This is a genomic window from Kribbella sp. NPDC104218, from assembly GCF_055584105.1.
On sequence record NZ_JBVJMQ010000001.1, the window covers coordinates 1,481,748 to 1,503,493 of the forward strand.

Here is a 21,746-nt window from a genome sequence, read left to right on the forward strand (position 1 = left end):
AACGAATCGGACGTCAGTGCTCGGGGGCCCAGCCGACGGCTTCCACCCAGAAGCGGGCGAGGAAGGCGCCGGGGTCGGTGGACCAGGTTTGCCAGGCTTGTTCCATCTCGTCGACTTCGGCGGCGGTGGCGATCTGCTGCTGGACGATCAGGTCACGCTGGCCGGAGATCAGGCCGGCGGTGAAGGCGCCGACGCCGGCCACCTCGTCAGCGGTGCCGTGGTGGACGACGCGCGCGTAGGACTCGCAGTTCACGAAGCCGGCCTCGGTGAGGAGGGCGCGGAGTTGTTTGCCGACGTACGGCGAGGTGCCGGCGCGGAGCCGGCGCATCACCTCGAAAGATGCCTCTAGCAACGGATTTACCGGGTGCAGCAACTGGCCGTCCCAGTCGGCGTCGACGAGGCCGACGACGGCGCCGGGACGGGTGACGCGGCGGATCTCCCGCAGGACCGCCGACGGGTCGGGAAGGTGTTGCAGCAGTGCACTGGAGAAGACGGCGTCGAACGAGTCGTCCTCGAACGGCAGCCCTTTGGTCACGTCACCGGCGACCAGCTCGACGGCGTTGTGGTCGGCTCCATCGGGCAGGCCGGGGTTGAGGTCGAAGCCGGTCGCCGGCCCCGGATGCACTCGCTCGGCCAGCCCGATCGTGATGGATCCCGGCCCGCAGCCGAGGTCGAGCAGACTGATCCCCGGACGCAGATGTCTGGTGAAGAAGGCCGCCTGCGTCTCCGCGGTCCGGCGTGCGTAATTGACCCGTCGTGGATCCCCCGTTGTCGTCACGGTTCGAAACGGTAACCCATCCCCGGCTCGGTCAACAGGTGTTTCGGACGGGCTGGATCGAGCTCCAGTTTGCGCCGCAGCTGACCCATGTAGAACCGCAGGTTGCCGCTCGCGTTCTCGTACCCCGGACCCCAGACCTCGGTCAACAGCTGGCGTTGTGACATCAACTTCCCCGGGTGCCGGACGAGCACTTCGAGCAGGTGCCACTCGGTCGGCGTCAGCCGGATGTCCTCGCCGCCGTCCGGGGTCACGCGCTTCGCGGCCAGGTCGACCGTGATCGCACCGACGGTGACCACCGGCTGCTCCTGGACCTGGCCGCTGCGCCGCAGGACGGCGCGCATCCGGGCCAGCAACTCGTCGATCCCGAACGGCTTGGTCACGTAGTCGTCGGCGCCGGCGTCCAGCGCCTCGACCTTGTCGGTCTGGTCGGTCCGCCCGGAGAGCACCAGGATCGGCGCCTCCGTCCAGCCGCGCAGCCCGCGGATCACGTCGATCCCGTCGAGATCCGGCAGGCCGAGGTCCAGGATCACCAGCTCCGGCGGGTGCTGCGCAGCGACCTTGAGCGCCGCCGTCCCGCTCCCGGCCAGATGGACTTCGTACCCGCGCGCCTTCAGGTTGATCTGCAGCGCCCGCACGATCTGCGGCTCGTCGTCGACCACCAGCACTCTCGTCATGCCGTCTCCCCGTCGGATCGCTCCCGTGCCCCCGGCACCGGTACGTCGGTCGCCCGCAGCACCGCAGTCGGCAGCGAGATCACCATCGTCAAACCACCGCCCGGGGTGTCCTCCGGCTGGACTGTCCCGTGCATGGCCTCGGCCAGCCCTCGCGCCAGAGCCAGGCCCAGCCCGACCCCGACCGTGTTGTCGGTGTCACCGAGCCGCTGGAACGGCGCGAACACCCGGTCCCGCTCGGCCCGGGGAATGCCCGGACCACGATCGATCACCCGGATCTCCACGGTGTCACCGAGCACGCTCCCGGTGACCAGCGGCCCCTGCTCGGCGGGCGAGTAGCGCAGCGCGTTGGCGACCAGGTTCGCGATGACCCGCTCGATCAGCGCCGGATCGGCCTCGATCAGCGGCAGCGTGTCCGGGATGTCCACGACCACCCGCTGCCCGTCGTCCCCCAGCTCGCTCAGCACGCCCGGAATCACCTCGTCGAGCGCCATCGGCCGAGTGAAGACGGGGAGGACGCCGGCCTGCAACCGACTCAGATCGAGCAGGTTGTCCACGAGCCGGGAGAGCCGATCGAGCGACTCGTCGGCGTTCTCGAGCAGCTCGGCGCGCTCCTCCGCGCTCCACTCGACGTCCTCGCTGCGCAGACTCGTCACGGACGCCTTCGCCGAAGCGAGCGGCGACCGCAGATCGTGACCGACCGCGCGCAGCAGCGCCGTCCGCAGCTTGTCCGCCTCGGCCAGCGGCTTCGCCTCCGCCGCGGCCTCGCTCAGCCGGGCCCGGTCGACCAGCGCGGCCGCGTGGGCGGCGAAGGCGCCGACCAGACGGCGTTCGTCCGCGGCCAGCCGGCGGCCCTGCAGCACGAGGACCAGACCCTCCCGGCCGGGGATCTCCGCGTCGCCGTCCTCGGGCCGGCGGCAGGTCGGCGTGCCGGCGGACGCGATCGGCCGCCAGACCTCCGTCAGCTCGTCGTCGTCCACCCGCTCCATCAGGCAGGCGCTCGTCATCCCGAAGGCTTCGCGGACCCGCTCGAGCAACGCCGGCAACGCCGTCTCACCGCGCAACACCGAACCGGCCAAGGTCGCCAGCGTCTCTGACTCCGCGGCGGATCGGGCCGCCTGTCTCGTACGCCGAGCCGCGCGGTCGACCACCGAGCTGACCAGCGCGGCGACCAGGATGAAGATGAACAGGGCCAGCGCGTTGTTCACCTCGGCGATCGTGAACGCCCGCGTGGGCGGTGTGAAGAAGTAGTTGATCACCAGCGAGCCGCCGATCGCGGTGACGAGCGCCGGCCAGAGCCCGCCGACCAGGGCCACCACGACCACGGCCAGCAGGAAGGCGAGGACGTCGCTGGTCAGGTTCAGCCGGTCGCCGCCAAGATCCAGGGCCAGCGCCAGAATCGGCTGCAGCAGGATCGACAACAGGAAGCCCTGGATCTTCCGCCGCCGCGACAAGCTCCCGCGCAGCCGCGGCAACCGGCCGCGGCCCATCTGCGCGTGCGTGACGATGTGGACGTCGATATCGCCCGACCCGCGGATCGTCGACGCACCGATCCCCGGCCCGGTCAGCGCGGACAGTCGCGAGCGCCGCGACCCGCCGAGGACGAGCTGGGTCGCGTTCTCCGCGCGGGCGAAGGTCAGCAGCGCGGCCGGGACATCGTCCCCGACCACCTGGTGATAGCTGCCACCGAGGGACTCGACCAGATTGCGCTGCTCGGCCAGCCGCTTCGGATCGGCGCCGGTCAGCCCGTCGGAGCGGGCGACATGGACGGCGAGCAGATCGCCGCCGGCCGAGCGCGCGGCGATCCGGGCCGCCCGCCGGATCAGCGTCTCCCCTTCGGGGCCGCCGGTGAGCGCGACGACCACGCGCTCGCGCGCCTCCCAGGTCGAGTCGATGTCGTGCTGGGCGCGGTACTGCTGCAGCCCGGCGTCCACCCGATCGGCGAGCCAGAGCAACGCGAGCTCGCGCAGCGCCGACAGGTTGCCGATCCGGAAATAGTTGCCCAGGGCAGCATCCACCTTGTCGGCGGCGTACACGTTGCCGTGCGCCATCCGGCGGCGCAGCGCCTCCGGCGTCATGTCGACGAGCTCGACCTGGTCGGCGGCCCGGACGACGCGATCCGGCACGGTCTCCTGCTGCGGTACGCCGGTGATCTTCTCGACCACGTCGTTGATCGACTCCAGGTGCTGGATGTTGACCGCCGAGATCACGTCGATCCCGGCGGCCAGCAGCTCCTCGATGTCCTGCCAGCGCTTCTCGTTCCGGCTGCCCGGAACGTTGCTGTGCGCAAGCTCGTCGATCAGCGCGACCTCGGGCCGGCGGGCGAGGACGGCGTCCAGGTCCAGCTCGGTGAAGCTCGCGCCGCGGTGGTCGATGATGTGCCGCGGTATCACTTCCAGCCCGTCGAGCATCGCGGCCGTGTGCGGGCGGCCGTGGGTCTCGACGAACCCGACGACCACATCGGTCCCCCGGGCCAGCCGCCGCTGGCCCTCGCCCAGCATCTTGTAGGTCTTCCCCACACCGGGCGCGGCGCCGAGATAGATCCGCAGTTGGCCGCGATGCTTCATACAGCGATCATGCCAGCGCCGCGTTGAGCGTGACGACATTGACGTACGGCTCCCCCAGGAAGCCCAGCGCCCGCCCGTGCGTGTGGTCGCGAACCAGCCGCTGTACGTCGGCCACCGACAGCCCACGTTCGCGCGCGACCCGGTTGACCTGCAGGGCGGCGTACGCCGGGCTGATCGCCGGATCGAGCCCGCTGCCGCTGGCCGTCACCGCATCCGGCGGGACCTGCGCCGGGTCCACCCCTTCCAGCTTGGCGATCTGGTCACGCCGTTCGTTGATCAGCTTGAGCAGATCGGCGTTGTTCGGCCCGTACTGCGAGGCGGCGCTCGCCTTCCCGTCGTACTTCGCCGCGGACGGGCGGGAGTGGAACCACTGCGGGCCGTCGTACTGCTGGCCGATCAGGTCGGAAGCGACCTCCTTGCCGTCCACCTTCACGATCGAGCCGTTCGCGTTCCCCGGGAAGAGGAGCTGCGCGACCCCGGTCATCGCCAGCGGGTAGGCGATCCCGAGTACCACCGTGAACACCAGCAGCACCCGCGCTGCGACCACGAACTGCTTCACTGTCTGGCCTTTCAGCTGAGACCGGGGATCAACGAGATCACCAGGTCGAGAAGTTTGATACCGAGGAACGGCGTGATGAGCCCTCCGACGCCGTACACCAACAGGTTGCGGCGCAACATCGCCGAGGCGGACGACGGCTTGTACCGGACGCCGCGGAGCGCCAGCGGGACCAAGGCAACGATCACCAGCGCGTTGAAGACGATCGCCGAGATGATCGCGGTCTCGGGCGAGTGCAGCTGCATGATGTTCAGCTTGTCCAGGCCCGGGTACGCGGCCGCGAACAGGGCCGGCAGGATCGCGAAGTACTTCGCCACGTCGTTCGCGATCGAGAACGTGGTCAGCGAACCGCGGGTGATCAGCAACTGCTTGCCGATCTCAACGATCTCGATCAGCTTGGTCGGGTTGGAGTCGAGATCGACCATGTTGCCGGCTTCCTTGGCCGCCGACGTCCCGCTGTTCATCGCGACACCGACATCGGCCTGGGCCAGCGCCGGCGCGTCGTTCGTACCGTCACCGGTCATCGCGACCAGCCGGCCGCCCTCCTGCTCCTTCTTGATCAGCGCCATCTTGTCCTCGGGCGTCGCCTCGGCCAGGAAGTCGTCGACGCCGGCCTCCTCGGCGATCGCCTTCGCGGTCAGCGCGTTGTCACCGGTGATCATCACGGTCCGGATACCCATCGCGCGCATCTGGTCGAACCGCTCCCGCATCCCGGCCTTGACGACGTCCTTGAGATGGATGACGCCGAGCGCGCGGGCCTTGCCGTCGACGGCCTCGGCCACGACGAGCGGCGTACCGCCCGAGGCCGAGATCCCGTCGACGAGCTCACCGAGTTTCGCGTCCGTCGACCCGCCGTGCTGGGTGATCCAGGCGTTGACGGCGCCGGCCGCGCCCTTGCGGATCTGGCGATCGTCGACGTCGACGCCGGACATCCGGGTCTGCGCGGTGAACTCGACGAAGGTTGCGTGCGGCAACTCGCCGGTGTGGCGCTCCCGCAGTCCGTAGCCGTTCTTGGCGAGGACGACGATCGATCGGCCCTCCGGCGTCTCGTCGGCCAGGCTGGACAGCTGTGCGGCGTCGGCCAGCTCGGTGTCGGTGACGCCGTCCACCGGGAGGAACTCGGCGGCCTGCCGGTTGCCCAGCGTGATGGTGCCGGTCTTGTCGAGCAGCAGGGTGTTCACGTCCCCGGCGGCCTCGACCGCGCGGCCGGACATCGCCAGCACGTTGCGCTGGACCAGCCGGTCCATCCCCGCGATCCCGATCGCCGACAGCAGTGCGCCGATCGTGGTCGGGATCAGGCAGACCAGCAGGGCCACCAGGATGACCACGCTCAGGTCGACACCGGCGTACGTCGCGAACGTCGGCAGCGTGATCGTCGCGATCAGGAAGACGATCGTCAGGCTGGCCAGCAGGATGTTCAGCGCGATCTCGTTCGGCGTCTTCTGCCGGGAGGCGCCTTCGACGAGCGCGATCATCCGGTCGATGAAGCTCTCGCCGGGACGGGTGGTGATCTTGACGACGATCCGGTCCGACAGGACCTTCGTGCCGCCGGTGACCGCGCTGCGGTCGCCACCGGACTCGCGGATGACGGGCGCCGACTCACCGGTGATCGCCGACTCGTCGACACTCGCGACGCCCTCGACGACATCGCCGTCCCCGGGGATGATCTGCCCGGCCTCCACGACGACCAGGTCGCCGAGCTGCAGCTGCGTCGCCGGGACGGCCTCCTCGGCGCCGTCCGCGGTCAGGCGGCGGGCCGTGGTCTCGGTCTTGGCCCGGCGCAGCGTCTCGGCCTGGGCCTTGCCGCGTCCTTCGGCGACGGCCTCGGCCAGGTTCGCGAAGATCACGGTCAGCCAGAGCCAGACCACGATCCACCAGACGAACACGCTGGAGTCGGCGATCGCGATCACCGTCGTCGCGACCGCGCCGACCTCGACCACGAACATCACCGGGTTCTTCACCATCACCCGCGGATCGAGCTTGCGCACCGCGTCCGGTAGTGAGGTGACCAACTGCGTAATCACAATCCCTCCGCGAGGGGTCCGAGAGTGAGGGCGGGGAAGTAGGTCAGGCCGGTCACGATCAGCACGACGCCGATCAGCATCGCGACGAACAGGCCCTTGTGCGTGGGCAGCGTGCCCTGGGTGACCGGGACCGGGTGTTGCTTGGCGAGCGAGCCGGCCAGCGCCAGCACGAGGATGATCGGGACGAACCGGCCGAGCAGCATCGCCAGGCCCAGAGCCGTGTTGTAGAAGGGGATGTTGGCGCTGATCCCGCCGAAGGCGGAGCCGTTGTTGTTCCCGGCCGAGGTGAACGCGTAGAGCACCTCGGAGAACCCGTGCGGGCTGTCGGTGTTGAAGATCGACGCCCGGGCGGTCGCCAGACCCATCGCGATCGAAGCGCCGACCAGGACGACGGTCGGCGTGGTCAGGATGTACAGCGAGACCAGCTTCATCTCGCGGGCGGTGATCTTCTTCTTCAGGTACTCCGGCGTCCGGCCGACCATCAGGCCGGCGACGAAGACGGTCAGCACGGCGAGCACGAGCATGCCGTACAGACCCGAACCCGTACCCCCGGGTGTCACCTCGCCGAGCATCATGTGGAAGAGCGTCGTCCCGCCGCCGAGTGGGGTGAACGAGTCGTGGGCCGCGTTCACCGCGCCGGTCGACGTCCCGGTCGTGGAGCTGGCGAAGAGGGCCGAGGCCCATTCCCCGAAGCGGGTCTCCTTACCTTCCATGGCCGTGCCGGCGGCCTGCGTCGCCGTCCCGGCGCCCTGGTTCTCGAAGAAGGTGGCGGCGAAGGTGAAGGCGGCCCAGAGCGTGGCCATCACGCCGAGGATCGCGTACCCCTGGCGCTTGTCCTTGACCATCAGGCCGAAAGTGCGGGTCAGGCAGACCGGGATGAGCAGCAGCAGGAAGATCTCGAAGAGGTTCGACAGGCCGTTCGGGTTCTCGAACGGGTGGGCGGAGTTCGCGTTGTAGAAACCGCCGCCGTTGGTGCCGAGCTCCTTGATCACCTCCTGGCTGGCCACCGGGCCGCCGGGGACGGTCTGGGTCTGGCCGACGACCGAGGTGACCTCGTGACCACCGGAGAAGTTCTGGACGACGCCCAGCGCGACCAGCGCGAGCCCGCCGAGGACGGCGAGCGGGAGCAGCACCCGCAGTACGGTCCGGGTCAGGTCGACCCAGAAGTTGCCGAGCCGGTCGGTCTTGGCGCGGGCGAAACCGCGAATCAGCGCGATGGCGACCGTCATCCCGACGGCCGCGGAGAGGAAGTTCTGGACGGCGAGGCCGGCGAACTGGACCAGGTGACCCATGGTCGCCTCGGGCGAGTAGGACTGCCAGTTGGTGTTCGCGACGAACGACGCCGCCGTGTTGAAGGCCAGGCCGGACTCGACGTTCGGCAGGCCGAGCGAGAGCGGCAGCCAGTGCTGGAGGCGCTGCAGTAGATAGAGCGCCAGCAGGCTGATCGCGGAGAACGCGAGTACCGAACGGCCGTACACGGCCCAGGTCTGCTCGGTCCGCGCGTCGACGCCGAACAGCTTGTAGAACCCGCGCTCGACCTTGAGGTCCCGGTCGGTGGTGTAGACCCGGGCCATGTAGCCGCCGAGTGGCCGGTAGACCACCGCCAGGCACACGATCAGGAAGCCGACCTGCAACAGGCCGGCAGCGGTGTCGGACATCAGAACCTCTCGGGGAAGATCAGGGCGGCGACCAGGTAGATGACCAGGGCGGCGGCCACGACCAGGCCGGCGATGTTCTCGGCGCTCACAACTTCTCCACTCCACGCAGCGCGCACCAGACGGCCGCGAACACGACGACGCCGACGGCCAGGTAGATCACGTCAGCCACGACTGCACCTCACGGGTTTGTTGCTCATGCCCTCAACTGCACACCGCTCGCTGCCTGGTCAGGAGGGTTCTCACAGCTCTCTCACACCCGCCTGCGGACCTCTCACACGTCTCTCTCATACTTACGGCTGGCAATTGCCCCACCGACTGAGGAACAGCCTGTGACCGATTTGGACATCACCGCCCCCACCGAGCAGTTCTTCTCCGCCGAGAGCCGCGAGGCGCTCGCCGAGGCCAGCCGCAAGCTCGCCGAGCGTCTGCAGGCCCACACCGACGCCCTGCTCGCGATGAACGCCGACGACCAGACCGCGCTCGACGAGCAGAACGCCGCGCTCGAGGAGCTCGTGACCGACTGGAACGACGCCGTCTTCGAGCACACCGGCAGCACCCCGCTCCTGCTGGACGACGACGCCGCGGAGCCCACCGAGGACGACGACCTCGAGCAGGACCACATCCTGTCCGTCGTCTCCCGCTTCGACCTGCGCATCACCGACCTCGACGCCCTCCTCGAAGCCGGCCGCGCCGCCCAGGAGCGGCACCCCGCCGAACTCGAGGACGCCCTCGAACCCGACCCCGTCGACACCGCCGAACAGGCCATCTTCGAGATCAGCCGCGAAGTAGGCGAAGCCTGGTTCGAACTCCCCGGCACCGAACTCCTCGCCGGCGCCCGCGCCTACGTCCTCCCCGAACCCCCCTTCGAGCCCCTCGACCCCGACGCCGAAGACGTCGTCACCGAACTCATCGCCCCCAACGGCACCCCCACCCACGCCGAAACCTGGGCCTGACAACAACCCGAAGGACAGGAGGTACGCCCACCGGCGTGCCTCCTGCCCGCCGCCCACCTGTGCGGCAGCCGCACCCCGAGCGAACTACCTCCTGTCCTTCGTGCCGATCAGTCCCGCTGGCCGATACCGAAGAGGAGAGCGCTGGTCTGGACCAGCTCGGGGTAGTTGTCAGCCAGACGGCCGAGGAGGTCCTGAACCCGGGCCAGCTCCAGCCGCCCCTTGATCGTCGAGCCGAGCCGGCCCGCTTCGTCGTACCGCTCGGAGTAGTGCGCTTCGAGCTCGTCATGAATCGTCATGACAAGCGAGTCTCAGCACAAAACCGCGCCGCGGGGAGGCCAGATCGCGGGGCAGATCGATCTGCCCCGATCTGCCCCGGGGCATGCCCCGACCTGCCCCGGGCTGCCCGGGTGGCGGGTGGTCAGTCGATGGGGCGGAGTTCGTCGGCGTAGGAGACGGAGACTCGGCGGAGGACGTTGTCCTTGACGGAGTACTGGCCCATGCGCCAGAGCGGGGGGCTGTAGGCGTGGACGCTGACGGAGCCTTTGTCGAGGCCGACCATGCGGTGGATGTGGTCGGGGCCGAAGCCGTAGACGGCGCCGGCGGGGACTTCGGTCTCGAGGGAGTCGGCGCCGATGGCGAGGTTGTGCTCGACGAGTTTGCCCTTGGCGACGGCCACGGCGCCGGAGGAGGTGTCGTGGTCGTGCCAGCCGGTGTCGTTGACCGGCGTCCAGCAGATCAGCCAGACGTCGACGTTGGCGTCGCGGTGCAGGGAGGCGTAGACGCGCTCCTCGTCGCTGTAGGCGACCTTGTCCTCCCACAGGTGCGGCTGGGCGGCGATGGACGACGCCAGCTCGGTGAGCTCCTGGATGGTGAGGTCGCGGCCGGGGAGGTTGTCCAGCGACTGACAGTTGTTGAGATCCACCAGACGGCTGGGCTGACGAGCCGGGACGACGGGTGCGTCGATGGGCTGAGCAGTCACTGCACTCTCCTCTCAGGAGACGGACGGCCGGCGCTGGGGTCGCCCCCGAAGAAGAGCCGGTTCGGATTGTCGTGGCGGATCACCGCGGTCGCGGCGTCGCCTTGGCGGAGCTCGGTGACCCCGGCGTACGGACGGTCGGTGCCGTGCACGACCTGGTCGATCCCGAGGACTCGCGCCACCGCGTCGATCCCCTGCGGGCCGTAGCTCGAGGTGTCGACGTACAAGTTGGTGTCGATGGTGCCGAGCCGGCCGCCGCGGGCGGCCAGCCGCTCGTGGTGCACCGGGGCAAGGCCCGCCGCGGCCACGAAGCAGACCCGCAACCGGGGGAACTCCCGGCGGCCGCCGTACGCGTGCCAGGCCCACCAGGCCGCCTGCAGCTGCGCGCTGTAGTCGACAACCGGAACCCACCAGCCCGGTACGCCGGACGTCGGCTCCGCCACCCCGGGGTGCACGAGGACGGGCCGGTCGAACCCTTCGGCGACCGCCAGCACCTCGGCGTACGCCGACCACCCGGCCGGCGTGGCCAGCATGTGAGCCGGCAGCTGGACACCCAGAAACCCCTTGTCCAGCAGGGCTTTCAGCCCGACCAGATCGGGCTCGGGCAGGCGCACCGACGCCCAGGCGCGGAACGGCGCCGGTAGCGCGGCCGCGCCGTCATGCCAGGCGTCGAGCAACGCGGCGTCGCCGAGCGACTCGATCCCGAGCGGGCTGGACAGCGAGACGGCGGCCAGCGTCGTCCCGAGCTCGAGCTCGATGGCAACGCGTCGGTCGACGTCATGCGCGGCCGGGTCGACCTCGTACGGCGCCTCGGTCGCGGTGTGCAGCGTCCAGCCGTCGAGGTACGGCGCCGCCCGGCGGGCGCGGAGCCGGTCGAGGAAGGACTCCGGCCAGAGGTGCTGATGGACGTCGATCACAGCTCCTCCTCACGGGCCGGAATTTGATCAGATTGAAGCGCTTCACTTACGGAACAGTGAAGCGCTTCAAAGCCAGCCTTGTCAAGTTTTTGTCCACGCCGCGGGCTAGGGTGCTGAGCATGTCCGGTACCGGCCGACGGCCAACCCTGAAGGACATCGCCGCGGACACCGGCCTCTCGATGGCGGCCGTGTCCTACGCGTTGCGCGGTCTGCACGGCACCCCCGAGACCCGGCAGCGGGTCCAGGAGGCGGCCGAGCGGCTCGGCTACCAGGCCGACCCGGTGGCCCGCGCGCTCGCCTCCGGCCGCAGCGGGTCGATCGGCGTCCTCTGCGCGTCGCTGGAGGATCTGTGGCAGCAGCGGCTGGCCGCCGCGCTCGGCCGCGAGCTCCTCGCGCCGGACCGGAACGCCTGGATCATCGACTCCGCCGGGGACGCCGCCCGCCAGCTCGAGCTCGCGCAGCATCTGGTCGACCACCGCGCCGACGCGATCGTGGTGATCCCGATCGACCCGTCGGCGAAGGGCTGGGCGCAGATCGCCGACCAGGCGCCGGTGATCGCGATCGGCGATGCGCTGCCCGGTGCGAAAGCGAAGTCCGAGGTGGTCTTCGACAACGAGGCCGGCGTCAGTACGGCGTTGCGCCGGCTCGCGGACGCCGGTCACCGCACGGTCGCGGTGCTCAGCCCGACGCTGCGCTCCGAGATCGACCGCCCGGCCGAGGAGATCGCCCAGCGCGTCGCGCGCGATCTCGGGCTCCGGATCCGGATCACCCAGTGCCCGCACGACCTGGCCGGCGCCACCGAGGTGGCCCGCGGCCTGCTCAGCAGCACGCCGCGACCGACCGGCATCCTCGCCCTGGCCGACTCGATGGCCTTCGGGGTGTACGCCGCCGGCCGTGAGCTCGGCCTCCGCGTCCCCGAGGACCTGTCCCTGCTCGGCTACGACGACCAGCCGATGTCCCAGCTGCTCACGCCGCCGCTGTCCACCTTCCACTGGCCCCTCGACGACCTGGTCAGCCATGTCGTCGACCGCGTCACCTCCGCCGTCGACACCAACCGCCGCGTCCGCCGGACGACCGTCGTCCCCACGCTGATCGAGCGCGGCTCGGTCGCCGCTTCGCCCACCTGAGCGAAGCGGCGACCGGCCACTCTCTGCATCCACCCCTCGAAACTAAACCAACTCAGTAGACTTAATTGCCGCGTCCCACTATCTGGATAGCCGGCAACGAACCCGTGCGCGCCGGCGTCAGACCAGATCTCCCGAGCAAAGGGGCTGGTGCGATGAAGGTTCTGCTGGCGGTCGCGGGCGTCGTCGCGATCTGGGGGACGGCGACCGTCCTGGTGGTCGACAAGTTGCACGGCCCGGCCGGCGCCGAAACCCCGCAGGCGGCCGCGGACCACGCCCTCCGGGCGATCTCACAACAGGACAAAGGCAGCCTGCTCGACGTCGCCGACCCCGAGTTGCACGGCCGTGAGGCCGCCGCCGAGCGCCTGATCGACAGCTGCCGCGGTGCGGACTTCGACGGCGCGCGAGCCGGTGTCCCCAAGCTCAACCCGACCGCCGACCACCACGCGACGACCATCATCGTCGTCCCCCGCGGCCACGGCGAATGCCGTACCTTCCCGGTGTCCCTGCAACAGCGCCAACGCGGCTGGTTCGTCTCGCTCTCCACCCCCAACCCGAACCGCGCCCCGATCCCCACCGCGGCCACCGACCGCTGACAACGAAACGGCGGCCACCCCGCGCAGGGGGTGACCGCCGTTCGTCGGTGCTGAGCTACTACTTCTTGCCGAAGACCTGGATCTCGGTGAAGTCGGTGTACTGGCAACCACCGAACGGCCCCGGGCACGCGGTCGGGAAGTTCGGCACCTGCGGGCTGAGCAGCCAGACGCGGACGTACTGGACGTTCGCGGCGTTACCGGTCGGGGTCAGCACGTTGTACTTCCCCCGGTTCTCGGCGGTGAAGGTGCCCTCGTTCGCGGTCGCCCAGGTGGCGCCGTCGGCCGACGTCTCGATCCGGTACTGGCCGGTCGACGAGCTGCCCGGGTCGCCGCAGATGTTCGACGGGTCGACCTTGAACGACTCGATCGTCACCTTGGCCGGCAACTTGACGTCGATGTGCTTCGGGATCATCGTGCCGGTCGGCGTCCCGGCGTCGTCACCGGTGGTGCTGCCCCAGCCGGTGCCCTGGGCGCCGTCGATGGCCGCGGCCGGGCCGCAGCCGAAGTCGCTCAGGTCCGGGCCGTTGAAGGCCGCGATCGTGCCGCCACCGGACGCCGCCGCCCAGTTCCGGCGGACGGCGTAGTTCGCCGCGGCGCCGACCTTGACGGTGACCGGGTTGACGGCGAGCTCGTAGCCGGGGGAGGCCACCACGAACTTCGGGTAGGTGCCGGGGGCGACCTTCGAGATCGTGTACTTGCCGTTGGCGTCGGTCGTGGCCGAGTAGTCACCGGCGAACCCGGAGGAGTGACCGCCGATGTAGACGAGGGCGCCGGGCAGCGGAGCGCCGGTGTCCTTGTCGGTGATCGTGCCGGACAGCGCGGTGGTCTTACCTGTCGGCGGCTTGTGGAAGTCCTCCGCCGGGTAGGAGTCGCCCGCGTCGATGACACCGGCGTACCAGCCCATGCCGCGGTTGGCGAAGACCTGCCAGATGACGTCGGCGTTCTTGCCGCCCTTGGCGACCAGGTCGGCCTGGACGATCGCGTTGCGCATGTCGAGCATCGTCGGGTCGGCCGGTGACAGCTCCATCGCGCGGGTGATCAGGCTCAGCGCGTACTCGCGACCGAACCGCTCCCGCAGGTCCCACAGCGTCTGGGCCCAGACCTCGCCGGAGGCGTGGACGGCGGGGGCGCCGCCGATGGTCGGGAAGTCGCCGTAGGTGTAGCCGCCCTTCGACCCGTCGAGGCCGACGCACTCCTTGCTGACGGCCTTCACCCGGCAGTCGATCGCCTGGGTGCGGAACGGGCCGCCGTGCGCGACGTACTTGGCCACCCGGATCTCGCCGGGGGCCGTGGTGTCCTTCTCCAGGTTGTGCGCGACGAGGTAGTCGAGCGCGTAGAAGTCGCTCCACGCCTCGCCCATCGCACCGGCCTGGATGCTGTTCAGCGTCGAGTTGCCGGTCGCGTCGACGACCAGGCGGTTCGACAGGCCGTGGGTGTACTCGTGGTACAGGATGCTCGCGTCGTTCGACGAGCTGCTCGGGACGTAGTCGCTGGCGTCGTCACCGGGCGCGCGGAACAGGTACATCTGCATGGTCGGCGGGGTGCCGTCCGGCGGGGTGTTCATGTTCGCGTTGTCGACGTGGTTGGCGTCCGGGCCCCCGTCGGCGCCGGTCGCCGCGCCGTCCAGCGCGTTCAGCAGGACGGGGTCGCCGCCCGCGGCGTCGAACGAGCCGGCCGCCGGGGTGAAGCTGATCGGCTTCTTGGCCAGCCAGTCGTGGAAGTTGCTGGCCAGGTAGAAGCCGTTGGTGACGTCCTGGTTCAGGTTCGTCTTCCAGGAGTCCGGCTTGGCCGGGTCCCAGGTGCAGATGAACGCGGCCGAGCAGAACGCCGACGCGCTCTGGAACGGCACGATCTTGTGCTGGCCGCCGGTCGCCGTCCCCGGGACGCCGACCGTCTCGCCCGCGTTCGGCTGGTTGTCGTCGTTGACGTCGGCCCAGGCCGAGACCGAGGTGCCCTCGAGCAGCGACTTGGCATTCTTCGGCAGCCACTTGTTGTAGACCAGGTTCTCGACCCGCTGCGTTCCGCCCTTGGCGGCGCCGGGGTAGTTGTCCTGGACCAGCGCGTCGCCGTGACCGGCGCTCGACAGGTCGCGGCGGTAGAGCAGACCACCGGTCTGCGCGTCGACGACGTGGGTGTAGATCTTCGTCCCGCCGCCGTTGACGTACGTCGACCAGCCCTTGCGCAGCCCGTCCGCGGTGTGGAACCAGACCAGCTTGGCGGTGTCGCCGCCGGCCCACTTCACCGAGTTGCCGGTGGTCTTCGCGGCGCCGTCGTGGGCCTTGCCGTCGATGTCCTTCAGCGCGGTCTCGCGGGCCTTGCCGGCGTCCACGGCCGGCGCGGCCGACCGGGTCTGGGCTTGCGCGGTCAGACCGGCGACCGGCGAGCCCATGATCGAGATCAGCTGGCCGTTCTTGGTGACGTTGCCCTTCAGGCCGTTGCCGAAGACCTCGATCCCGTCGACCACCTGCGACCAGAACACGTGGTGCGTGCCGAGGTCGTCGACGTAGTCCTTGCGCAGCTTCAGCGTCGCCAGGTCGGCGTCGGTCAGCTTGAAGAGCTCCGGGTGCGCCTTGACGTAGTTGAGGACGACGTCCTGGGCCTTCTTGGCGCTCTTCTGCGTCAGGAAGCCGTCCAGCTTGGTCACCTGGGCCGGCGTGCCGGTGTTCGGGTCCAGCTCGACGACGCCCTGGGTACCGAGCGAGTTGCGGAACTTCTCCGACGCGTCCGACTCCTTGCCGGCCACCTTGGCGGCGCGGTTGTACGTCGTCTTCGCGTTCGGCGTCCGGGCGTCGAAGTTGCCCTTCCGCTCCTTGTCGTCATGGCTCTTGGCCTGGGGCGCCGGAGCTTCGTCCGGGCCGGCGGCCGGCGCGGCCGTCGCGCCACCGGCGAGCGAAACGCCCAGCAGGCTGACAGCGGAGACGGCGGTGACTGCGAGGAGCCCCCGTCGTCTGCGTGATGTGGTCACAGCAACGCTCCATCAAAGTTTGTCTGCGCGGGTCGCCCTCCACGCCCCGTCCGGGCCCGACCTTAAGCCTGCCCAGACACTCCGGGGAAGGGATCTCACCGGTTCGGCGCGGAGTCGAGGGTTGTCCTTCGTACCCGGCACAGTACTCAACGCAACCGCCATTGGTTGCACCCAGCCACCGTTTCATCACCCAATGTGCCTGTTTTACACAGGGGAGTGCCGGCCGCCCGGCAACGCCACCGGACGGTCGGCACTCGCTTCAGAGGAGTCCGAGGGCCTCGGACTCCTGGTCGGTGAAGAGGCGGGAACGGATCAGGAAGCGGACGCCTTCCGGCGCCTCGACGGAGAATCCGCTGCCGCGGCCCTTCACGACGTCCACGGTGAGCTGGGTGTGCTTCCAGTACTCGTACTGCGCGGCCGACATCCAGAAGCCGATCGGCCGCTCGAGCCCCTCGACCATGAGGTCGCCGAGGTGCACGTCCGCCGGTCCGGTCCGGAACTCGCCGTCGGGAAAACACATCGGCGAGCTGCCGTCACAACACCCGCCCGACTGATGGAACATCAGCGGGCCGTGGATCTCGGTGAGGCCGCGGAGCAACTCCTCCGCGGCCGCACTCAAGACAACTTTCGCGACCACGATCAGAAGAACCCGAGCTTGTTCGGGCTGTAGCTGACCAGCAGGTTCTTGGTCTGCTGGTAGTGGTCGAGCATCATCTTGTGGTTCTCGCGGCCGATGCCGGAGTTCTTGTAGCCGCCGAACGCCGCGTGCGCCGGGTAGGCGTGGTAGCAGTTCGTCCAGACCCGCCCGGCCTGGATCTCCCGCCCGGCCCGGTACGCCGTGTTGATGTCGCGCGACCAGACGCCGGCGCCGAGCCCGTACAACGTGTCGTTCGCGATCTTCATCGCGTCCGCGTAGTCGTCGAACCGGGTCACCGAGACGACCGGACCGAAGATCTCCTCCTGGAAGATCCGCATCTTGTTGTCGCCCTCGAAGATCGTCGGCTGGATGTAGTAGCCGCCGGCCAGGTCGCCGGACTGCTCCAGCCGGTCGCCGCCGGTGATCACCTTGGCGCCCTCGGCCTTGCCGATGTCGATGTAGGACAGGATCTTCTCGAACTGGTCGTTACTCGCCTGGGCGCCGATCATCGTGTCGGTGTCCAGCGGGTTACCGGTCTTGATCGCCTCGGTGCGCGCCTTCGCGTCGCCGAGGAACCGGTCGTAGATCCCGGACTGGATCAGCGCGCGGGACGGGCAGGTGCAGACCTCGCCCTGGTTCAGCGCGAACATCGCGAACCCCTCGAGCGCCTTGTCGTAGAACTCGTCGGTGGCGGCCGCGACGTCGTCGAAGAAGATGTTCGGGCTCTTGCCGCCGAGCTCCAGCGTGACCGGGATGATGTTGTCCGAGGCGTACTGCATGATGAGCCGGCCGGTCGTGGTCTCACCGGTGAACGCGACCTTGGCCACTCTGTTGCTTGAGGCAAGCGGTTTGCCGGCCTCGACGCCGAACCCGTTGACGACGTTCAGGACGCCGGGCGGGATCAGGTCCGCGATCAGCTCGATCAGCACGTGGATCGAGGCCGGGGTCTGCTCGGCCGGTTTCAGCACGACGGCGTTCCCGGCGGCCAGCGCGGGCGCCAGCTTCCAGGTCGCCATCAGGATCGGGAAGTTCCACGGGATGATCTGCGCGACCACGCCGAGCGGCTCGTGGAAGTGGTAGGCGATGGTGTCGTCGTCGATCACCGACACGGACCCCTCCTGGGCCCGCAGCGCGCCGGCGAAGTACCGGAAGTGGTCGATCGCGAGCGGGATGTCGGCGGCCAGCGTCTCCCGGACGGCCTTGCCGTTGTCCCAGCTCTCGGCGACCGCGAGCAGCTCGAGGTTGGCCTCGATCCGGTCCGCGATCTTGTTCAGGATGTTCGCCCGTTCGGCCGGCGAGGTGCGGCCCCAGGCGGGCGCGGCACCGTGGGCGGCGTCGAGGGCGCGCTCGACGTCGTCCGCCGTCCCGCGGGCGATCTCGGTGAAGTTCTCGCCGGTGACCGGCGACGGGTTCTCGAAGTACCCGCCCTTGGCCGGCGGGACCCACTCGCCGCCGATGTAGTGCTCGTACCGCGATTTGTAGGTGACCGGGCTTCCATCCTGCCCAGGAGCTGCGAAGATCGTCATAGGTCCTCCTCGGGATACCTGACGGTGGACCGGAATCTACGGAGTGCGACGTTGCACGGACGTTGCAGCGCGAGGTGAGGCGATGGACGCGGCAGAGCAGGCGCGCCGGCTCAGTGAGCTGTACGACGAGGTGCTCGGTGGCGCCCGCATGCCGGGCGTGCCGCGGCCGCTGGTCGCCGCGTCCTGGCAGCGGTCGCTCGCGGCCGCCGTCGACCCCGAGCTCGACGCGCCGCCGGTCGTCGTCGGGGACGACGTCCTGGCCGCGACCCGGGAGAGCCACCCGCTGCACGCCGTCCTGCCGGTGTTGCGGCAGACGCTGACCACGATCGCCGACGAGGCGACGCACATCATGATCGTCACCGACGCCCAGGGCATGATCTTGTGGCGCGAGGGTTCGGCCGCCGTCCGGCGGCAGGCGGACCGGATCGCGTTGTCGGAGGGGGCGGTCTGGTCGGAGGACCAGATCGGCACGAACGGGATGGGGACGGCGCTCGCCGTCGGGCAGCCGGTCCAGATCCACTCGGCCGAGCACCTCGTCCGGCGGATCCACGAATGGACGTGCGCGGCCGCGCCCGTCCACGATCCCGACACCGGCAAACTGCTCGGCGCGGTCGACGTCTCCGGCCCGCTGCGGACCGTCCACCCCGCGATGGTCGCGCTCGTCACGGCCGCGGCCCAGCTCGCCGAAGGCCAGCTCCGGGTCCGGATGGCGGCCGCCGACGAGAAGCTGCGCGCCCGGAACATGCGCCATCTGATGGCACTGGGCGACTCTCCCGGCGCGCTGCTGACGCCGTCCGGCCGGGTGCTCGCCGTCCAGCCGCTCGAGTGGCTGCCGGATCGGCTGATCGTGCCGCCGCACACCGACCGGATCAACCTCGGCGATGGCCGCGAGGGCCTCATCGAGCCGCTCGACGAGGGCTACCTGCTCCGCATCCCCGGTACGCCGCTTCGGCGTACGCGACCGTCGTTGCGGCTGAAGCTGCTCGGGGAGGGTCAACCGATCGCCGTCGTCGGTGGTCGCGGGATCGCGCTCACCTTGCGGCGCGCCGAAGTCCTGACGCTGCTGCTCTTGCACCCGGCCGGTCTGACCGCCGAGCAGCTGATGCTGCAGCTGTACGGCGACGAGGGCAACCCGACCACCGTCCGGGCCGAGATGCATCGCCTGCGAAACCTGCTCGGCGGCGGCGTCCTGGACACCAAGCCCTATCGCATCATCGCCGACGTGACCGGGGACATCACCGATCTGCACACCGCACTTCGCCAGGGCGATCTCCGCGCGGCGCTCGACCTCTACTCCGGTCCGCTACTCGCGCGCTCCGATGCGCCGGCCGTGCGCGCCGAACGCGACGAGGTCGATGCCACCCTGCGCCGCGCCATCCTGACCACCGCGGACGCGGACCTGCTCTGGCGGTTCGCGCAGACCCCGACCGGCGCCGAAGACCTGGAGGTGTTCGAGGCGCTCGCCGTCGCGTTACCCGCCGACGACCCCCGCCGTCCGGCAGCCGCCGCCCGGCTCGATCGCCTGACGGGGTAACGTGAGACGAAACACGCGGGCGTGATCATGACCGCATCGACATGACTCACCAGTAACCAACCAATAACATCGCTGGTATGCAGATCCTCGCCATCATCGTCTCGCTCGCGATCGCCGCGGTCGGCATCGCGTTGTTCGGCAAGACGATCGGGCACCTGGTGTCCGTCATCAAGCTGGGTCAGCCGACGGCCGGGCGGACCGATCAGCCAGGTCAGCGAAGCCTTACCTTAGCCAAGGAAACCCTTGGCCACACGCGGATGTTGCAGTGGAGCCACATCGGCATCCTGCACTGGTTCGTCGCGTTCGGCTTCCTCGGTCTGGTGCTGAGTCTCGTCACCGCGTTCGGGCAGCTCTTCGACGCGCACTTCGCGTTGCCGATCATCGGCCACTGGTTCGTCTTCGAGTGGGTCAGCGAGTTCCTGACCTGGACCGGCCTGATCTCGATCATCGGGTTGATGGCGATCCGGCTGCGGCATCTGCCGAGTGGCTCCGAGGGCCGGTACAGCCGGTTCTTCGGCTCGCGCGGCTGGCAGGCGTACTACGTCGAGTACACGATCCTCGGCGTCCTGATCTGCATCGTGTTGCTGCGCGGGCTGGAGTACGCGCTCGGCGCGGGCAGCAAGTTCCACTTCCCGAGTACGTGGTTCGTCGGCGACGCCTTGTTCGGCGGCCTGTCCGAGCACGCGCTGGAGAACACGGTCTACCTGGTCGCGATGATCAAGATCATCATCTCGTTCGCCTGGATGATCACGATTTCGCTGAACGCGACGATGGGCGTGGCCTGGCACCGCTTCACCGCCTGGCCGAACATCTGGTTCAAGCGCGAGGCGACCGGCGGGACGGCGCTCGGCGCGCTGCAGCCGATCATGGTCAAGGGCGAGCCGATCGACTTCGAGAACATCGACGAACTCGACGAGGACGCCGCACTCGGCGTCGGCAAGGTCGAGGACTTCACCTGGAAGGGCCTGCTCGACTTCACGACCTGCACCGAGTGCGGTCGCTGCCAGTCGCAGTGCCCGGCCTGGAACACCGAGAAGCCGCTGTCGCCGAAACTCGTGATGATGAACCTGCGCGAGCACGCGTACGCCAAAGCGCCGTACCTGCTGGCCTCCTCCGACGACGAGCGGAAGTCGCTGTCGCAGCTGGTGCTCGACGAGCAGGAGAAGCCGCTGGTCGGCGCGGCCGATGTCGCCGTCATCGACGAGGAGGCCCTGTGGGCCTGTACGTCGTGCGGCGCGTGCGTGCAGCAGTGCCCGGTCGACATCGAGCACGTCGACGCGATCATGGACATGCGCCGCTACCAGGTGCTGATCGAGTCGTCGTTCCCGTCCGAGCTGAACGGGCTCTTCAAAGGCCTGGAGAACAAGGGCAACCCGTGGAACATGAGCCCGTCCGGCCGGATGGACTGGGCCAAGGACCTGCCCTTCGAGGTCAAGCAGGTCGGCTCGGACGTCGAGACCCTCGAAGAGGTCGAGTACCTGTTCTGGGTCGGTTGCGCCGGCGCCTACGAGGACCGCGCGAAGAAGACCACGCAGGCCGTCGCCGAGCTGCTGAACATCGCCGGCGTCAGCTTCGCCGTCCTCGGTGACGGCGAGACCTGCACCGGCGACCCGGCCCGCCGCTCCGGTAACGAGTTCGTCTTCCAGCAGCTCGCCATGCAGAACGCCGAGGTCTTCAAGGAGACCGGCGCCAAGAAGGTCGTCTCGACCTGCGCGCACTGCTTCAACACCTTGAAGAACGAGTACTCCCAGCTCGGCGTCGAGCTCGACGTCATCCACCACACCCAGCTGCTGAACCGCCTCGTCCGGGACGGCAAACTCACCCCGGTCGCCCCGGCCGAGAGCTCACTCAACGGCCAGAAGATCACCTACCACGACCCCTGCTACCTCGGCCGCCACAACCAGGTCTACGACGCCCCGCGCGAACTGCTCGAGATCATCCCGGGCGCGGAGTACGCCGAAATGCCGCGGAACAAGACGAAGTCGTTCTGCTGCGGCGCCGGCGGCGCCCGGATGTGGATGGAAGAGAAGATCGGCAGCCGCATCAACGTCAACCGCACCACCGAAGCCGTCGAGACCGGCGCCGACAAGATCGCCACCGGCTGCCCCTTCTGCCGCGTCATGCTCTCCGACGGCCTCACCGCCAAACAAGCCGACGGCTCCGCCCGCGAAGAAGTAGAAGTCCAGGACGTCGCCCAACTCCTCCTCGCCGCCGTCAAGCGGGGGTAGTTGCAACAAGGTGCAAAAACCTTCCGCCTCAGGTGG

18 protein-coding genes are annotated in these 21,746 nt (G+C 69.2%); 5 read left to right on the forward strand and 13 right to left on the reverse strand.

The window, feature by feature from the left end:
- Positions 1–13 precede the first annotated feature (13 nt).
- Genes ACZ6ZD_RS07035 through kdpF form a run of 7 tightly spaced genes read right to left on the reverse strand, consistent with a single transcriptional unit; the run spans position 14 to position 8,343 of the window.
- A complete protein-coding gene (locus ACZ6ZD_RS07035; protein ID WP_465669191.1) occupies positions 14–778 on the reverse strand; it encodes a methyltransferase domain-containing protein in 765 nt (254 codons plus the stop codon).
- A complete protein-coding gene (locus tag ACZ6ZD_RS07040; protein ID WP_465669193.1) occupies positions 775–1,452 on the reverse strand; it encodes a response regulator in 678 nt (225 codons plus the stop codon). The genes ACZ6ZD_RS07035 and ACZ6ZD_RS07040 overlap by 4 nt, the downstream gene beginning before the upstream one ends.
- The gene (locus ACZ6ZD_RS07045; RefSeq protein ID WP_465669195.1) at positions 1,449–4,016 is read right to left on the reverse strand and encodes a sensor histidine kinase; all 2,568 of its coding nucleotides are present in this window, start codon (positions 4,014–4,016) and stop codon (positions 1,449–1,451) included. The genes ACZ6ZD_RS07040 and ACZ6ZD_RS07045 overlap by 4 nt, the downstream gene beginning before the upstream one ends.
- Positions 4,017–4,023: 7 nt before the next feature.
- Positions 4,024–4,575, reverse strand: a complete 552-nt coding sequence (kdpC, locus tag ACZ6ZD_RS07050) for a potassium-transporting ATPase subunit KdpC (RefSeq protein ID WP_465669197.1) — start codon at positions 4,573–4,575, stop codon at positions 4,024–4,026.
- Between the two features lie 11 nt (positions 4,576–4,586).
- On the reverse strand, positions 4,587–6,596 hold the full coding sequence (kdpB, locus tag ACZ6ZD_RS07055; protein WP_465669199.1) for a potassium-transporting ATPase subunit KdpB: 2,010 nt from the start codon (positions 6,594–6,596) through the stop codon (positions 4,587–4,589).
- Positions 6,593–8,254: a potassium-transporting ATPase subunit KdpA gene (gene kdpA, locus ACZ6ZD_RS07060; protein WP_465669201.1), complete on the reverse strand. Its 1,662-nt coding sequence runs from the start codon at positions 8,252–8,254 to the stop codon at positions 6,593–6,595. Before kdpA ends, kdpB begins: the two co-directional genes overlap by 4 nt.
- Positions 8,254–8,343: a K(+)-transporting ATPase subunit F gene (gene kdpF / locus ACZ6ZD_RS07065; protein WP_465669203.1), complete on the reverse strand. Its 90-nt coding sequence runs from the start codon at positions 8,341–8,343 to the stop codon at positions 8,254–8,256. Before kdpF ends, kdpA begins: the two co-directional genes overlap by 1 nt.
- Positions 8,344–8,583: 240 nt before the next feature.
- On the opposite strand from kdpF, the gene ACZ6ZD_RS07070 reads away from it, so the two are divergent.
- Positions 8,584–9,207 carry a hypothetical protein gene (locus ACZ6ZD_RS07070; protein ID WP_465669205.1) on the forward strand — a complete coding sequence of 208 codons (624 nt, stop codon included), beginning with the start codon at positions 8,584–8,586 and terminating at the stop codon, positions 9,205–9,207.
- Between the two features lie 107 nt (positions 9,208–9,314).
- Here the strand turns inward: ACZ6ZD_RS07070 and ACZ6ZD_RS07075 are convergent, their stop codons facing one another.
- From ACZ6ZD_RS07075 to ACZ6ZD_RS07085, 3 genes are all read right to left on the reverse strand, one after another.
- Positions 9,315–9,503 (reverse strand): hypothetical protein, encoded by a 189-nt coding sequence (locus ACZ6ZD_RS07075; protein ID WP_465669207.1) that lies wholly within the window; start codon positions 9,501–9,503, stop codon positions 9,315–9,317.
- Between the two features lie 122 nt (positions 9,504–9,625).
- Positions 9,626–10,186, reverse strand: a complete 561-nt coding sequence (locus ACZ6ZD_RS07080) for a cysteine dioxygenase (RefSeq protein ID WP_465669209.1) — start codon at positions 10,184–10,186, stop codon at positions 9,626–9,628.
- Positions 10,183–11,100: an amidohydrolase family protein gene (locus ACZ6ZD_RS07085; protein WP_465669211.1), complete on the reverse strand. Its 918-nt coding sequence runs from the start codon at positions 11,098–11,100 to the stop codon at positions 10,183–10,185. Before ACZ6ZD_RS07085 ends, ACZ6ZD_RS07080 begins: the two co-directional genes overlap by 4 nt.
- A gap of 119 nt (positions 11,101–11,219) precedes the next feature.
- On the opposite strand from ACZ6ZD_RS07085, the gene ACZ6ZD_RS07090 reads away from it, so the two are divergent.
- Both ACZ6ZD_RS07090 and ACZ6ZD_RS07095 read left to right on the forward strand, forming a co-directional pair.
- Positions 11,220–12,227 carry a LacI family DNA-binding transcriptional regulator gene (locus tag ACZ6ZD_RS07090; RefSeq protein ID WP_465669213.1) on the forward strand — a complete coding sequence of 336 codons (1,008 nt, stop codon included), beginning with the start codon at positions 11,220–11,222 and terminating at the stop codon, positions 12,225–12,227.
- A gap of 152 nt (positions 12,228–12,379) precedes the next feature.
- Positions 12,380–12,820 (forward strand): hypothetical protein, encoded by a 441-nt coding sequence (locus ACZ6ZD_RS07095; RefSeq protein ID WP_465669215.1) that lies wholly within the window; start codon positions 12,380–12,382, stop codon positions 12,818–12,820.
- A gap of 58 nt (positions 12,821–12,878) precedes the next feature.
- Here the strand turns inward: ACZ6ZD_RS07095 and ACZ6ZD_RS07100 are convergent, their stop codons facing one another.
- The 3 genes from ACZ6ZD_RS07100 to adh all read right to left on the reverse strand — a co-directional run bounded on the left by ACZ6ZD_RS07100 (position 12,879) and on the right by adh (position 17,948).
- The gene (locus ACZ6ZD_RS07100; protein WP_465669217.1) at positions 12,879–15,785 is read right to left on the reverse strand and encodes a M36 family metallopeptidase; all 2,907 of its coding nucleotides are present in this window, start codon (positions 15,783–15,785) and stop codon (positions 12,879–12,881) included.
- A gap of 259 nt (positions 15,786–16,044) precedes the next feature.
- Positions 16,045–16,422, reverse strand: coding sequence for a DUF779 domain-containing protein (locus ACZ6ZD_RS07105; protein WP_465669219.1), 378 nt, complete (start codon positions 16,420–16,422; stop codon positions 16,045–16,047).
- A gap of 2 nt (positions 16,423–16,424) precedes the next feature.
- The gene (gene adh / locus ACZ6ZD_RS07110) at positions 16,425–17,948 is read right to left on the reverse strand and encodes an aldehyde dehydrogenase (RefSeq protein WP_465669221.1); all 1,524 of its coding nucleotides are present in this window, start codon (positions 17,946–17,948) and stop codon (positions 16,425–16,427) included.
- Between the two features lie 82 nt (positions 17,949–18,030).
- Between adh and ACZ6ZD_RS07115 the strand changes: the two genes are divergently transcribed.
- Positions 18,031–19,482 carry a GAF domain-containing protein gene (locus ACZ6ZD_RS07115; protein WP_465669223.1) on the forward strand — a complete coding sequence of 484 codons (1,452 nt, stop codon included), beginning with the start codon at positions 18,031–18,033 and terminating at the stop codon, positions 19,480–19,482.
- Positions 19,483–19,559: 77 nt separating this feature from the next.
- Positions 19,560–21,710, forward strand: a complete 2,151-nt coding sequence (locus ACZ6ZD_RS07120) for a (Fe-S)-binding protein (RefSeq protein WP_465669225.1) — start codon at positions 19,560–19,562, stop codon at positions 21,708–21,710.
- The last annotated feature ends 36 nt before the right edge of the window (positions 21,711–21,746 follow it).